At 61.5% G+C, this 12,667-nt stretch carries 14 protein-coding genes and 2 pseudogenes; 4 read left to right on the top strand and 12 right to left on the bottom strand.

Features of this window, described 5'->3' with window-relative positions; genetic code table 11:
- Positions 1 to 144, top strand: a pseudogene (locus tag HX786_RS28025) (peptide ABC transporter ATP-binding protein); the annotation flags it as partial.
- A gap of 126 nt (positions 145 to 270) precedes the next feature.
- Here HX786_RS28025 and HX786_RS28020 read toward each other — a convergent pair.
- The 12 genes and pseudogenes from HX786_RS28020 to ubiE all read right to left on the bottom strand — a co-directional run bounded on the left by HX786_RS28020 (position 271) and on the right by ubiE (position 10,462).
- Entirely contained in the window at positions 271 to 2,178 is a 1,908-nt protein-coding gene (locus HX786_RS28020) for a methyl-accepting chemotaxis protein (RefSeq protein WP_178912892.1), read from the bottom strand.
- Positions 2,179 to 2,350: 172 nt separating this feature from the next.
- Positions 2,351 to 3,064 carry a methyl-accepting chemotaxis protein gene (locus HX786_RS32410; RefSeq protein ID WP_372847446.1) on the bottom strand — a complete coding sequence of 238 codons (714 nt, stop codon included), beginning with the start codon at positions 3,062 to 3,064 and terminating at the stop codon, positions 2,351 to 2,353.
- A gap of 144 nt (positions 3,065 to 3,208) precedes the next feature.
- A pseudogene (locus HX786_RS32405) lies at positions 3,209 to 4,267 on the bottom strand (methyl-accepting chemotaxis protein); the annotation flags it as partial.
- A 178-nt stretch (positions 4,268 to 4,445) separates the two neighbouring features.
- Positions 4,446 to 5,153 carry a 16S rRNA (uracil(1498)-N(3))-methyltransferase gene (locus HX786_RS28010; protein ID WP_178912890.1) on the bottom strand — a complete coding sequence of 236 codons (708 nt, stop codon included), beginning with the start codon at positions 5,151 to 5,153 and terminating at the stop codon, positions 4,446 to 4,448.
- Positions 5,150 to 5,941, bottom strand: coding sequence for a twin-arginine translocase subunit TatC (tatC, locus tag HX786_RS28005; protein WP_003209295.1), 792 nt, complete (start codon positions 5,939 to 5,941; stop codon positions 5,150 to 5,152). The genes HX786_RS28010 and tatC overlap by 4 nt, the downstream gene beginning before the upstream one ends.
- The gene (gene tatB / locus HX786_RS28000; protein WP_178912889.1) at positions 5,938 to 6,384 is read right to left on the bottom strand and encodes a Sec-independent protein translocase protein TatB; all 447 of its coding nucleotides are present in this window, start codon (positions 6,382 to 6,384) and stop codon (positions 5,938 to 5,940) included. The genes tatC and tatB overlap by 4 nt, the downstream gene beginning before the upstream one ends.
- A gap of 10 nt (positions 6,385 to 6,394) precedes the next feature.
- A complete protein-coding gene (locus tag HX786_RS27995) occupies positions 6,395 to 6,673 on the bottom strand; it encodes a twin-arginine translocase TatA/TatE family subunit (RefSeq protein WP_003209298.1) in 279 nt (92 codons plus the stop codon).
- 25 nt (positions 6,674 to 6,698) lie between these two features.
- Positions 6,699 to 7,031, bottom strand: coding sequence for a phosphoribosyl-ATP diphosphatase (locus HX786_RS27990; protein WP_003209299.1), 333 nt, complete (start codon positions 7,029 to 7,031; stop codon positions 6,699 to 6,701).
- Positions 7,032 to 7,033: 2 nt separating this feature from the next.
- Positions 7,034 to 7,426, bottom strand: coding sequence for a phosphoribosyl-AMP cyclohydrolase (gene hisI / locus HX786_RS27985; RefSeq protein ID WP_003209300.1), 393 nt, complete (start codon positions 7,424 to 7,426; stop codon positions 7,034 to 7,036).
- 41 nt (positions 7,427 to 7,467) lie between these two features.
- Entirely contained in the window at positions 7,468 to 9,072 is a 1,605-nt protein-coding gene (gene ubiB, locus HX786_RS27980) for a ubiquinone biosynthesis regulatory protein kinase UbiB (RefSeq protein WP_087692911.1), read from the bottom strand.
- A complete protein-coding gene (locus tag HX786_RS27975) occupies positions 9,069 to 9,692 on the bottom strand; it encodes an SCP2 domain-containing protein (protein ID WP_003209304.1) in 624 nt (207 codons plus the stop codon). Before HX786_RS27975 ends, ubiB begins: the two co-directional genes overlap by 4 nt.
- The gene (gene ubiE, locus HX786_RS27970; RefSeq protein WP_003209306.1) at positions 9,692 to 10,462 is read right to left on the bottom strand and encodes a bifunctional demethylmenaquinone methyltransferase/2-methoxy-6-polyprenyl-1,4-benzoquinol methylase UbiE; all 771 of its coding nucleotides are present in this window, start codon (positions 10,460 to 10,462) and stop codon (positions 9,692 to 9,694) included. Before ubiE ends, HX786_RS27975 begins: the two co-directional genes overlap by 1 nt.
- Positions 10,463 to 10,605: 143 nt before the next feature.
- On the opposite strand from ubiE, the gene HX786_RS27965 reads away from it, so the two are divergent.
- The 3 genes from HX786_RS27965 to HX786_RS27955 all read left to right on the top strand — a co-directional run bounded on the left by HX786_RS27965 (position 10,606) and on the right by HX786_RS27955 (position 12,444).
- Positions 10,606 to 10,881: a polyhydroxyalkanoic acid system family protein gene (locus tag HX786_RS27965; RefSeq protein WP_008439272.1), complete on the top strand. Its 276-nt coding sequence runs from the start codon at positions 10,606 to 10,608 to the stop codon at positions 10,879 to 10,881.
- 105 nt (positions 10,882 to 10,986) lie between these two features.
- Complete coding sequence (locus tag HX786_RS27960; protein WP_087692913.1) at positions 10,987 to 11,409, top strand: phasin family protein; 423 nt, start codon at positions 10,987 to 10,989, stop codon at positions 11,407 to 11,409.
- Between the two features lie 12 nt (positions 11,410 to 11,421).
- Positions 11,422 to 12,444 carry a phasin family protein gene (locus tag HX786_RS27955; RefSeq protein WP_178912888.1) on the top strand — a complete coding sequence of 341 codons (1,023 nt, stop codon included), beginning with the start codon at positions 11,422 to 11,424 and terminating at the stop codon, positions 12,442 to 12,444.
- Positions 12,445 to 12,667: the final 223 nt, after the last annotated feature.

Below are 12,667 nucleotides of genomic sequence, written 5' to 3'. Positions count from 1 at the left end.
CATGAAATGGGCTTTGCCCGAGAAGTGGCTGATCGCGTGCTGTTCTTCGATCACGGCAAACTGTTGGAGGACGCCGCCCCGGCGCAATTCTTCGATGCGCCGAAGGACCCTCGCGCCCAAGCCTTCCTGCGCCAGGTTCTATAAATGCGTGGGAATGCTTCTTGTGGCGAGGGAGCTTGCTCCCGCTGGGCTGCGTAGCGGCTCCCAAAAAAGATAGGAGCGCTGCGCACTCCAGCGGGAGCAAGCTCCCTCGCCACAGGTTGGGTTTTTTCAGACCTTGAACTTGCCCACCCACACCTGCAAATCCGCCCCCAGGCGCGCCAGTTCGACACTGGCCGCCGCAGTGTCCTGACTCGCGGCCCAGGTCTGTTCCGACACGTCCTTGACCTTCAGCACGCTGCGGTTGATCTCCTCGGCGACCGCGGTTTGTTCCTCGGCGGCAGCGGCAATCTGCGGGTTCATCTCCTGAATCACTGACACGGTACGGGTGATACCCGCCAGTGCGTCTCCTGCGCGACGGGTCAGTTGCACGCTGTTGTCGGTGAGGCTGCGACTGTTGTCCATGATGTCGGCCACCTGCTGCGTGCCCCGGTGCAGGCCGCTGATCAACTCCTCGATTTCCTCGGCCGACTGCTGGGTGCGTTGTGCCAGGCTGCGCACTTCATCGGCGACCACGGCAAACCCCCTGCCGGCTTCGCCTGCGCGAGCCGCCTCAATCGCGGCGTTGAGGGCCAGCAAGTTGGTCTGTTCCGATACCGACTTGATCACTTCCAGCACGCTGCCGATCTTCCGGCTTTCCTGTTGCAGGCCTTGCATGGCCTGGCTTGAACGAGCCATCTCCTGAGCCAGGTGCTCGATGTGGGTAATGGCCTCAGCCACCACCTGATCGCCCTGGCCCGCCTGCCGGTCGGCCTCGGCAGCAGCCAGCGACGCTTGCTCGGCATGGCGCGCAACTTCCTGGGAGGTGGCGAGCATCTCGTTCATGGCGGTGGCCACCTGTTCGGTTTCCTGCTTCTGGCCGTCGACCCCGTCGCGGGTTTGCTCGGTGACCGCCGAGAGTTGCTCGGCGGCGCTGGCGATCTGCTGGGCGCTGTCGCCGATGCCGCTGATCAAGCCCCGCAGGTTGAGGGTCATTTGCCCGATGCTGCGCTGCAACTGCCCCAGTTCATCCTGGCGCGAGGCCTGGATGTCGTGGCTCAGGTCACCTTCGGCAATCCGGTTGGCCACGGACAGGGCCTGGCGCAGCGGCGCGACGATCTGGCCGGCGATCAACCAGGCGGCCACGACGCCGAGCAACAGCGCCGCTGCAGTAACGTTGAGCAGCAGGGTGCGGGCGAGGCTGGCTTCGTTGTCACGCTTGGCGGTCTGGTCCTGGCTCAGCAGGTCGCTTTCCGTGAGCAATTGATCCAGCCACTGTTCAAGCTGGTTCTGGGTGGTTTCGCCGCTGAGTTGGGCGTCCTTGAGGCGTGTCAGGTGAGTCCGAAAGTCGAGCAGGACTTTTTTCAGGGCGCTGGCGTCAACCGGCAGCGCGCCTACCGCCGCCTGGGCGCCATCCAGGGCCAGTAGCGCATCACTCACGTCCTTGGCGTAGGCGTCCAATGACGCAGCGGCCCAGGCGGGGCTCTGGGCGCGGTCTTCGGCTTGTTCCAGGGCCTGGCGCAATTGTTCCACGGCATCGAGGGCCTTTTCATCGTCTTGATTGGGCAGGTTGCTCGACAGTTCAGAGAGGCTGTCACTGCTCTGGACTGAGCTGCGCTTGAGCTGTTCACGGGCGTTTTCACGTTGCTTGATCAGCCCCTCCAGGCCGCTTAAGGCGGTCTTGAAACTGGTGACGAAGCGTCGGCTTTCCTGCAGCTGTTGTTGGTTGACCGGGTCGGTAAATCGCGGGGAAAGATCCACCAGGAACTGGTCGATCTTGTCCATATGCAGCTCTATTTTGGACAGGCTGGCCGGGTCGTTCAGGGTGCGATAGACGATGCGATCAGCGCGCAACTCTTCGCCGACGACTGCCAATTGCGAGAGCAGCGTGAGTTTTTGGGAGCGCTCGAGGGATGCGCTCAAGGCTTGCCAGCCTGTAGAGGCGATGATCAGGCTGAGGCTGAGCACCAGGCCAAAGCCCAGGGCAAGTTTGAGGCTGATGCTGATGTTTCCGAGCAGGCGGGTCAGTGGACGAAACATGGTGAACCTCCAACGAATCAAAAGGAGCGTCTCAAGCGTCCGGCCAACAATGGTCAGGGGAGTTGAAACGCTACTTTTATTCGGCGCCAGGTGTGTGATCCACGACCTGAAAAACGCGTAGGAAATTTCACATATTGTCGGAGCGGCGGCCCTGATGGCCGCCGCAAGCGGGTCAGACCCTGAAGCGACCTACCAGGCTTTGCAGGTAAACCCCCAGGCGCGCCAGTTCGGCACTGGAAGCCGCAGTTTCTTCGCTGGCCGCCGAGGTTTGTTCGGAAACGTCCCGCACGTTGAGCACGCTGCGGTTGATCTCTTCGGCCACGGCGCTTTGCTGCTCGGCGGCGGTGGCGATCTGCTGGTTCATCGCCTGGATCGCCGAGACGGTACGGGTGATGTTCTCCAGGGCATTGCCGGCCCGACGGGTCAGCTCGACGCTGCTGTCGGTCAGGCCGCGACTGTTATCCATGATGGTCGCCACCTGCTGGGTGCCGCTTTGCAGGCCGACGATCAACTCTTCGATCTCCTCGGTGGACTTCTGCGTCCGCTGGGCCAGGCTGCGCACTTCATCGGCAACCACCGCAAAACCGCGTCCGGCTTCACCGGCGCGCGCCGCTTCAATCGCTGCGTTAAGGGCCAGCAGGTTGGTTTGCTGGGCCACTGACTTGATGACGTCCAGCACACTGCCGATCTTGTCGCTCTCACGCTTGAGATGGCCCATGGCTTCGGTGGAGTTGCCCACCTCGCTGGCCAGGCGCTCGATCTGGGCGATGGCCTCGCCGACCACCTTGTCGCCTTCACGGGCCTGTTGGTCGGCGGCTACGGCGGCTTCCGAGGCTTCTTCAGCGTTACGGGCGACTTCCTGCACGGTAGCGGCCATTTCGTTCATGGCGGTGGCCACCTGGTCGGTCTCGACCTTCTGGCTGTTGACCCCGGCGCTGGTCTGCTCGGTAACGGCCGATAGCTGCTCGGCGGCACTGGCGATCTGGGTGACGCCGTCGCTGATACCGCCAATCAGCTCCCGCAGGCCCACGGTCATGCTTTGCATCGACCGTTGCAGCTGCCCCAGTTCATCCTGGCGCAGGGAGATCAGGTTGTGGCTCAGGTCGCCGGACGCCACGCGTTCGGCGACTTTGAGGGTCTGGTTCAATGGAATCACGATCTGCCGGGTAATGGCCCAGGCGGCGAGTACACCAAACGCCAGCGCGAGGGCGGTGGCCAGTAACAGCAGGTTCTTGGCGTGGGCGGCATCGGTATCACGCACCACGGTTTGCGAAGTGGTGAGTTTGTTACTGCGGTCGAGCAGGATATCGCCTTGCTCGCCCATGATTTTCATCGCGGCGGCACTGGCCACCTGGGAGTCGCGGTACTGGCTCACCGCGGCGCGGTAGGCCTGCAGCGAAACGCTGGCCTCTTGCAGGTTGGCCCGGTATTGCTCGGGCAACGGGTCGTTGAGGTCGGTGATTTTCTTCAGGGCGTTGTCGATGGCATCCAGCGCCGGCCGTTCGGCCTCGACCTTGCCGCTGTAGGTGTAGCCGCGCACCTGGAAGCGCGCTTGCTGGATCAGTTTGCTCAGGTCGACCACGCTGTTGAACAGGGTGACGCTGTCGCCTTGCAGCAGGGATTTTTCCACTTCGTTGATTTTCGCGACGGCGTTGTCGGCGGTATCGCCCAGTTTGCTGCGGGCGCCTTCACGCTTGAGGCCGGCCTGCACCATGGCGCCGAAGGCTTTTTTGTATTGGCCCAAGGCATCCTGTTGCTGCTCTACCACGAGCTTGTCGTCGGGTTGTTCGATCAGGTCTGCGGCGGTTTTCAGGCCACTGTCCAGCTGGGTGATCAGGTCGTTGACCGCGCTGGTGCCTTGTTCGCCACGGCGCATTTCGAAGTCCAGTCGCGCCAGGCGCAGGTCCTTGGTCAGCCCGTTGAGGCTGGAGATGTAGCCCAGCTTGTCGCCACGGCTGATCACGCCGCTGAGGCCGGTCCAGCCGGTGAAGGTGATCAATAGGGTCAAGACCAATACCAGGCCGAAGCCTATGCTCAGCTTGCGGTTGACGCTGACATTCCCCAGTTTCTCGGCTAACCAACGATACATGCTGCGAACTCCCCTGGAACAAGGCTTGGACTTATTCAGAGCGTATCGGCAGATTCGGATGTTTCTGTAGGAGCGAGCTTGCTCGCGAAGGTCGTCAACGATAACGCGGGCATTCTGAGTGAGCGCGGTGTCCTTGAGTTTTTCGCGAGCAAGCTCGCTCCTACAGGAGAGGGCGGTGTTAGAAAAGGCGGGCGAGCAATGCGGTGACGGCGGTTTCGACTCTCAGGATGCGCGCGCCGAGTTGCACCGGCTGCAACCCGGCCTTGGCCAGCAGGTCCACCTCGTAGGGAATCCAGCCGCCTTCCGGCCCGATGGCCAGGGTGACCGGCTCATCCAGCCCGCGAGGGCAGGGCGGATAGTCGCCAGGGTGACCAATCAGGCCGAGGGTGCCTTGCGCCATGGCGGGCAGGCGGTCTTCGACGAATGGCTTGAAGCGCTTTTCGATCACGATCTCGGGCAGCACCGTGTCCCGGGCCTGTTCCAGGCCGAGGATCAATTGCTCGCGAATCGCTTCCGGCTCCAGGAACGGCGTCTGCCAGAAGCTTTTTTCCACGCGATAGCTGTTCACCAGCACCACTCGCGGCACGCCCATGGACGCCACGGTTTGCAGCACCCGGCGCAGCATTTTCGGACGGGGCAGGGCCAGCAGCAGGGTCAGGGGCAGTTTGGCCGGCGGCGGCTGGTCGAAGGTGACTTCCAGCTCGGCTTCCCGGGTTTCCAGGCGCAGCAACTGCGCGTTGCCCATCAAACCGCCAATCCGTCCGACCCGCAGGCTGTCGCCTACGGCGGCACGGTGGACTTCCTGCATATGCACCAGGCGCCGATCACGCAGCACCACCCGGTCGGCCGCGATAAAGTCGGCCTCCTCAAGCAGCAGCAGGTTCACGGCTGGGTCGCTGGCGGCTGGTCGTCGTCGGCGGGTTGGTCATCGGGGTGATCGCCACGCTTGCTCACCAGGCTGCCAAACAGGATGCCAATCTCGAACAGCATCCACATGGGTACGGCCAGCAGGGTCTGGGAGAAGATGTCCGGCGGGGTCAGGATCATGCCGACCACGAAGCAGCCGATGATCACGTAGGGGCGGATCTTCTTCAGGTATTTGACGTCGACCACGCCGATCCACACCAGCAGCACCACGGCCACCGGGATTTCGAACGCCACGCCGAAGGCGAAGAACAGCGTCATCACGAAGTCGAGGTAGCTGGTGATGTCGGTCATCATCTCTACGCCGGCCGGGGTGGCGGCGGCGAAGAACTTGAAGATCAGCGGGAACACCAGGAAGTAGGCAAAAGCCATCCCGGTATAGAACAGCAGGATGCTCGACACCAGCAGCGGCACGGCGATGCGTTTTTCATGCTTGTACAGGCCCGGCGCGATAAAGCCCCAGATCTGATGCAGGATCACCGGGATCGCCAGGAACAGCGAAACCATCATCGTCAGCTTCAACGGCGTGAGGAACGGTGACGACACGTCGGTGGCGATCATCGTCGCGCCGGCCGGCAGGTAATTGCGCAGCGGCGTGGAGACGAAGGTGTAGATCTGCTGGGTGAAGGCAAACAGCCCGGCAAAGATGATGAAGATCGCCGCGACACAGCGCAGCAGGCGGGTGCGCAACTCGGTGAGGTGCGAGACCAGTGGCATGTGCTGGTCGGTTTCCGGTTTATCAGCGCTCATGGGGCTCGCGGCGGCAATGTAGGGTCGTGGGGCGCGGGCGACACGGCAGGTGTCGGCGCGGGTTCGGTCGGGGTCACGGGCGCAGTGGGCGCAGGCTCGACGGCGTGCACGGGTTCAGAGACCGGTGCAGGCGCGGGTGCGGCGGGCGGAGCAATCGAATGCTCGGCCACAGGCTCGACCGGCTTGGGCGTTTCCTGCACCGGTGAGAGAATCTTCCGTGCCTCCTGCTCCAACGACAGAATGTGTTCGTTGTGCAGTTGCCGGCGAATCTCGTCGGCGCCGATTTCCCGTTCAACTTCCTGTTTGATGGCGTTGAAACTGCGTTTCAGGCGCCCGATCCACAGGCCGGCCGTGCGCGCGGCACCGGGCAGGCGTTCCGGCCCCAGTACCAGCAGGGCCACGAGGCCGACGAGCAGCAGTTCAGAGAAGCTGATACCAAACATTATTCAGTACTCACGAGTCTTTTTGGTTCTGCTCTTTGACGTGCTCGGCCTGCACGTCGAAGGTGCGACGTTCAGTGATCGGCTGAGTGGCCTGCGGGTGTACAGGCTGCGCCGGTGGCACCGGATTGACGGCCGGGTCGGCAGGCTTTTCGTCGTCGTTCATGGCCTTGCGAAAGCCCTTGATCGATTCACCGACGTCGGTGCCGAGGTTTTTCAGTTTCTTGGTGCCGAACACCAGCACAACGACCACAAGAATGACGATCCAGTGTTTCCAGTCAAAAATGCCCATGCTGCAATTCCTCTGTAAAAGTTGGTCAGGCGGACGGGCGCGAGGCCTTTTCGGCATGCCCGGACAAGCCGAAGCGACGGTCCAGTTCATCAAGCACTGCCTGTGGATGCTGCCCCAGTTGGGCGAGCATGACCAGACTGTGGAACCACAAGTCGGCAGTTTCGTAGATCACGTCGCTGCAGTCGCCGCTGATTTGCGCGTCCTTGGCCGCAATAATCGTCTCGACGGATTCTTCGCCGAGTTTTTCCAGGATCTTGTTCAGACCCTTGTGGTACAGGCTGGCGACGTAGGAGCTGTCGGCGTCCGCGCCTTTGCGGTCTTCCAGCACCTGGGCCACACGGTTGAGGGTATCGCTCATGTTCAGTGTCCTGCCGAATAGATAGCGTGCGGGTCTTTGAGCACGGGCTCGACGGTCTTCCACTCGCCGTTCTGGAACACGCGGTAGAAGCAGCTGTGACGGCCAGTGTGACAGGCGATATCGCCGATCTGCTCGACCTTGAGGATCACCACATCGGCATCGCAGTCGATGCGCATCTCATGCAGGGTTTGCACGTGCCCGGACTCTTCGCCCTTGCGCCACAGTTTGCCACGGGAACGTGACCAGTAGATGGCGCGGTTCTCGGCGGCGGTCAGGCTCAGGGCCTCGCGGTTCATCCAGGCCATCATCAGCACGCGCCCGGTCTTGTAGTCCTGGGCAATGGCCGGCACCAGGCCGTCACTGTCCCACTTGATCTCGTCCAGCCAGTCTTTCATTTTCGGCTCCGGCAATTTGCGACAGTGTATAACCGGATTGGCTATCGACGCACGATCAGATACACGCCCACCGCGACCATGATGCCGGCCGGCCAGTGGCCCAGTTCATTCAACGGCCCGCCGGCGGCCAGTATCGTACCGCCCACCAGGTGCGCGGCGCCCAGCAGGCGCAGGAACCAGTCGTCCTTGCGCTTGTGCCACGGCGGTGCCGGGTCCTGGGCGTGGGGCTGGGACATGCGCTCCAGCAGGTCACGGGTCATGTTAGCCAGGTGCGGCAGTTGCTCGACCTGGCTTTGCAGGTTGCCCAGCAGGGTTTTCGGGCTGATACGGTCCCGCATCCAGCGCTCGAGGAACGGCTGGGCGGTGTTCCACAGGTCGAGGTCCGGGTACAGCTGGCGGCCCAGGCCTTCGATGTTCAGCAGGGTCTTTTGCAACAGTACCAACTGCGGCTGCACTTCCATATTGAAGCGCCGCGCCGTCTGGAACAGACGCATCAGCACCTGACCGAAGGAAATATCCTTTAACGGTTTTTCAAAGATCGGCTCGCACACAGTGCGGATCGCCGCTTCGAATTCGTTGAGCTTGGTTTCGGCCGGCACCCAGCCCGAATCGATGTGCAACTGCGCCACGCGGCGGTAATCACGCTTGAAGAAAGCGAACAGGTTGCGCGCCAGGTAATCCTGGTCTTCCGGGGTCAGGCTGCCGACGATGCCGCAGTCGATCGCAATGTACTGCGGGCTCCACGGGTTCACGGTGCTGACGAAAATGTTGCCGGGGTGCATGTCGGCGTGGAAGAAGCTGTCGCGGAACACTTGGGTGAAGAAAATCTCCACGCCGCGCTCGGCAAGCATCTTCATGTCGGTGCGCTGGTCGGCCAGGGTCGCGAGGTCGGTGACCTGCACGCCGTAGATGCGCTCCATGACCAGCACTTTCGGGCGGCACCAGTCCCAATAGACTTGCGGCACGTACAGCAGCTGCGAGCCTTCGAAGTTGCGCTTGAGCTGACTGGCGTTGGCCGCTTCGCGCAGCAGGTCGAGTTCGTCGTAGATGGTTTTTTCGTAGTCCAGCACCACGTCCACCGGGTGCAGCAGGCGTGCATCGGCAGAAAAGCGCTCGGCGGCGCGGGCAAGGATGAACAGCCACGCCAGGTCCTGGCCGATGATCGGCTTGAGGCCCGGGCGGATCACCTTCACCACCACTTCTTCGCCGCTTTTCAGTTGCGCGGCATGCACCTGGGCCACCGAGGCCGAGGCCAGCGGCGCGATGTCGAAGCGGCTGAAGACTTCGCTGATCTTCTTGCCCAGCTGTTCTTCAATCAACGTGACTGCCAGTTGCGAGTCGAACGGCGGCACGCGGTCCTGCAACAGCATCAGTTCGTCGGCGATGTCTTCGGGCAACAGGTCGCGGCGGGTGGAGAGGATCTGCCCGAACTTGATGAAGATCGGCCCCAGGTCCTGCAACGCCAGGCGCAGGCGCGCGCCACGGCTCAGCTCGAGGGTCTTGCGCGGGAACCAGCGCCACGGCAGCACATAGCGCACCGCCAGCAGAAACCACGGCAGCGGCAGGGCGAACAGCAGGTCATCGAGGCGGTAGCGGATTACGACGCGCTGGATACGAAACAAACGGCGGACGGCGAGCAGCTTCATGCGTTATCGCTTGAATCAAGGGAGCGGCTCAGGCGCTCGAAGCGCGCCTCAAGTCGTTCCAGGTCGAGTTTGGCCTGGTCGAGTTCGCGAAAGCGCGCTTCCGCTTCCCGTTGTCCGACCAGGGTGCGCGATTCTTCGCTCAGGTATTCGGCGAGGTTCTGGTTCAGGCTGGCGAAACCCTGCTGGTACCAGCGCGTACGGCTGCGCAGATGACCGCTGATCAGTTGGGTGGCCACCGGGCCGAGCCAACGTGACAGCTCGTATTCCCAGTCCAGTTCCAGGTCTTGCAGCACGGCGGCCAGGTCCATCAGCACCGCGCTGTCGCCTTCAAGTTCCACGTCCGGGCCGTGGAGGATCGCCGTCTTGTCCCGGCTCAGGGCCAGGCGCAGCAGGCTTGAGCCGGAAGCACGCAGGGTGCAGTCGGCGTCGGCGGCCCAGTGGGACGCCAGCAACAGGCCTTCATCGCTGGGCAGGATAAACAGCTGCAAGGCGGGGCTGGTGCAGTCGACGGCGATGATCCTGCCGTTCAGGTGCGCCAGCCGTGCCAGGGCGGTGCTGTCCAGGCGCAGTACACGGTTGAGGCCGTGTTCGACGCTGGCGAGAAGGCCTGCGAACAGCATCAGGGCTTGATGCCGCGGTGCAGGGCGACGATGCCCGAGGTCATGTTGTGGTAGGTCACGCGGTCGAAACCGGCCTCTACCATCATCGACTTCAGGGTTTCCTGGTTCGGGTGCATGCGGATCGATTCGGCCAGGTAGCGGTAGCTTTCGGCGTCATTGGTGATCAGCTTGCCCATCAACGGCATGAAGGCGAACGAGTAGGTGTCGTAGACCTTGGACATCAGTGCGTTGGTCGGCTTGGAGAACTCCAGCACCAGCAGGCGACCGCCGGGCTTGAGTACGCGCAGCATCGAGCGCAGTGCGTCTTCCTTGTGGGTCACGTTACGCAGGCCGAAGGCGATGGTCACGCAGTCGAAGTGGTTGTCCGGGAACGGCAGCTTTTCAGCGTCGGCCTGGACGAACTCGATATTGCCCGCCACACCTTTGTCCAGCAGGCGATCACGACCGACCTTGAGCATCGAGCCGTTGATGTCGGCCAGTACCACCTGCCCGGTGGGGCCCACCAGCTTGGAGAACTTGGCGGCCAGGTCGCCCGTGCCGCCTGCGATATCCAGCACACGGTTGCCGGTGCGTACACCCGACAACTCAATGGTGAAGCGCTTCCACAGACGGTGCATGCCGCCGGAGAGCACGTCGTTCATCAAGTCGTACTTGGCGGCGACCGAGTGGAACACCTCGGCGACTTTTTCCGCTTTCTGGCTTTCCGGGACGTTCTTGAAGCCGAAGTGAGTGGTGGGTTCGGCATCGCTGCCTTTGCGCTGATCAGTCATATCGCTGTCACCAAAAGAGAATGGGGGCATTCTAATCCCCAAGGCATGCTTTGTCTTGGCAAGGCTGAAGGTAAGATAGGTGGTCACCGAGACCTTTTGCCGCATGGCGGGTCGACAAGTCTCTATAACGAGGAGTCATTCAAATGGCCCGTATACAGGTTGAACGTGCCCACACACTGGGCAAAGACGCTGCCCGAGAAAAAGCCGACAAGTTGGCGAGCAAACTCAAGGAGCAATATGGCCTGGAGTCTTCGTGGGCCGGCGACACACTGAACCTCAAACGTTCGGGCGTTAAAGGCACCGTGAAAGTGGCGGAAGATTCCCTGCGGATTGAAGTCGAGCTGGGCCTGTTGATGTCGGCCATGAGTGGCACCATCAAGTCCGAAATCGAGAAGGCACTGGATAAAGCCCTGGCCTGATTTGCGACCTTCTTAGGGTGCCGATTCTAATTTTTCTGCCTACTTTGTGCCCAAGCCCCCAACTTCTGTGGGCAGTTCCTCCCCCCTTTATGCGTGAGGTGCACCATGGCCAAAGTTATTTTGAAGAAAAAAATTGCTACCGGAACTAACGCCCTGACTGACGTTAAATCCTATGCCCGCAAGATCTGGCTGGCCGGTTTGGGGGCTTACGCCAAGGTCGGAAGCGAAGGCGCCGAGTACTTCAAAGAGCTGGTTAAGACTGGTCAACATGTTGAAAGTAAAGGCAAAAAAGTTGTGATTGAACAACTTGATGCAGCCAACAGTCAGATTGATCAAGTCAAGAGCGAAGTCTTCGGCGTCAAAGGTCGAGTCGAAGTGCAACTGGATAAAGTTGAAAGCGCTTTTGATAGTCGTGTTGGAAGTGCCTTGAATCGGATCGGCATTCCGTCTAAACATGACGTGGAGACACTCTCTGCTAAGCTCGATGAGCTGACGGCATTGCTCGAACGTGTCGCGCGTAAACACTAAGGAGACAACGGGATGGCTGGTAAAAAGACTACTGATAAAGAAGGCAGCTCGTGGATCGGGGAAGTTGAAAAATACTCCCGCAAGATCTGGCTGGCCGGTTTAGGCGTGTACTCGAAGGTGAGCAGTGACGGCGGTAAATACTTCGAGACTTTGGTTAAAGACGGCGAGAAGGCCGAGAAGTTGACCAAGAGCACAGTGGGTAAACAAGTCGATGCGGCAAAGGCTTCCGCCGGTTCTGCCAAATCACGTATCAGCGACAAGTGGGGCGAACTGGAAGGGGCTTTTGACAAGCGCCTGAACAGTGCCATTTCGCGACTCGGCGTACCTAGCCGTACTGAAGTGAAAGCGCTGCACAGCAAGGTCGATACCTTGACCAGGCAAATCGAAAAACTCACTGGCCTCAAAGCTGCGCCAGTTGCGGCTAAAACTGCAGCGGCTAAACCGGCTGCCAAGCCTGCGGCGAAAACTGCAGCGGCCAAGCCTGCTGCTAAAACCGCCGCTAAACCGCTGGTCAAGGCCGCCGCCAAACCGGCAGCCAAGCCAGCCGCCAAGGCGCCGGCCAAAGCTGCTGCAAAACCGGCTGCCAAGCCTGCGGCGAAAACCGCAGCGGCTAAACCGGCCGCCAAGCCTGCCGCTAAACCAGTGGCCGCTAAAGCAGCTGCAAAACCTGCGGCGAAACCTGCAGCCAAGCCGGCAGCAAAAGCAGCAGCCAAGCCAGCGGCTAAAACCGCCGCCGCCAAACCTGCTGCAGCGAAGCCTGCTGCCAAGCCAGCCGCTGCGAAACCTGCAGCCAAGCCGGTTGCTGCCAAACCCGCCGCCAAGCCTGCGGCTGCAAAACCTGCAGCGGCCAAGCCAGCTGCAAAACCGGCTGCGGCGAAGAAGCCGACCGTAGCCAAAAAGCCAGCAGCGCCGAAGCCAGCGGTAGCGGCCAAGCCTGCAACTGCAGCGCCGGCGACCAACTCGGTCACGCCACCGACGCCTGCTGCTACCCCGACTGCAACGCCGGCAAGCCCGACGCCTACCAGTCAGTCCTGATTTTTACGGGACACATAAAAACGCCCGGCCTGCGAAGGTCGGGCGTTTTTTATGGAATCTACAGAACAACACAAATCCAATGTGGGAGCGGGCTTGCTCGCGAAAGCGGTGGATCAGTCACACATGTATTGACTGGCACTCCGCTTTTGCGCGCCCGCCCGCTCCCCCATTTGGATCGGGTTTGCACTCCGCTACTCCACCGGCTCACTCACAGGCGTCGCAA

It is taken from the genome of Pseudomonas sp. 21615526 (assembly GCF_013386245.1).
Classification (GTDB): domain Bacteria; phylum Pseudomonadota; class Gammaproteobacteria; order Pseudomonadales; family Pseudomonadaceae; genus Aquipseudomonas.
Note: the sequence above shows the minus strand (reverse complement) of the source record. Positions and strands in the feature narration are given on the sequence as shown.

Excerpts from the sequence above, each read along its gene's own strand:
- HX786_RS28020 (WP_178912892.1), bottom strand. The coding sequence starts at position 2,178 with ATGTTTCGTCCACTGACCCGCCTGCTCGGAAACATCAGCATCAGCCTC.
- ubiE (WP_003209306.1), bottom strand. The coding sequence starts at position 10,462 with ATGACTGATCAGCGCAAAGGCAGCGATGCCGAACCCACCACTCACTTC.
- HX786_RS27975 (WP_003209304.1), bottom strand. The coding sequence starts at position 9,692 with ATGCTGTTCGCAGGCCTTCTCGCCAGCGTCGAACACGGCCTCAACCGT.
- ubiB (WP_087692911.1), bottom strand. The coding sequence starts at position 9,072 with ATGAAGCTGCTCGCCGTCCGCCGTTTGTTTCGTATCCAGCGCGTCGTA.
- HX786_RS32410 (WP_372847446.1), bottom strand. The coding sequence starts at position 3,064 with ATGAACGAAATGGCCGCTACCGTGCAGGAAGTCGCCCGTAACGCTGAA.
- HX786_RS27965 (WP_008439272.1), top strand. The coding sequence starts at position 10,606 with ATGGCCCGTATACAGGTTGAACGTGCCCACACACTGGGCAAAGACGCT.
- HX786_RS27990 (WP_003209299.1), bottom strand. The coding sequence starts at position 7,031 with ATGAGCGATACCCTCAACCGTGTGGCCCAGGTGCTGGAAGACCGCAAA.
- HX786_RS27960 (WP_087692913.1), top strand. The coding sequence starts at position 10,987 with ATGGCCAAAGTTATTTTGAAGAAAAAAATTGCTACCGGAACTAACGCC.
- tatB (WP_178912889.1), bottom strand. The coding sequence starts at position 6,384 with ATGTTTGGTATCAGCTTCTCTGAACTGCTGCTCGTCGGCCTCGTGGCC.
- HX786_RS27955 (WP_178912888.1), top strand. The coding sequence starts at position 11,422 with ATGGCTGGTAAAAAGACTACTGATAAAGAAGGCAGCTCGTGGATCGGG.
- tatC (WP_003209295.1), bottom strand. The coding sequence starts at position 5,941 with ATGAGCGCTGATAAACCGGAAACCGACCAGCACATGCCACTGGTCTCG.
- hisI (WP_003209300.1), bottom strand. The coding sequence starts at position 7,426 with ATGAAAGACTGGCTGGACGAGATCAAGTGGGACAGTGACGGCCTGGTG.
- HX786_RS27995 (WP_003209298.1), bottom strand. The coding sequence starts at position 6,673 with ATGGGCATTTTTGACTGGAAACACTGGATCGTCATTCTTGTGGTCGTT.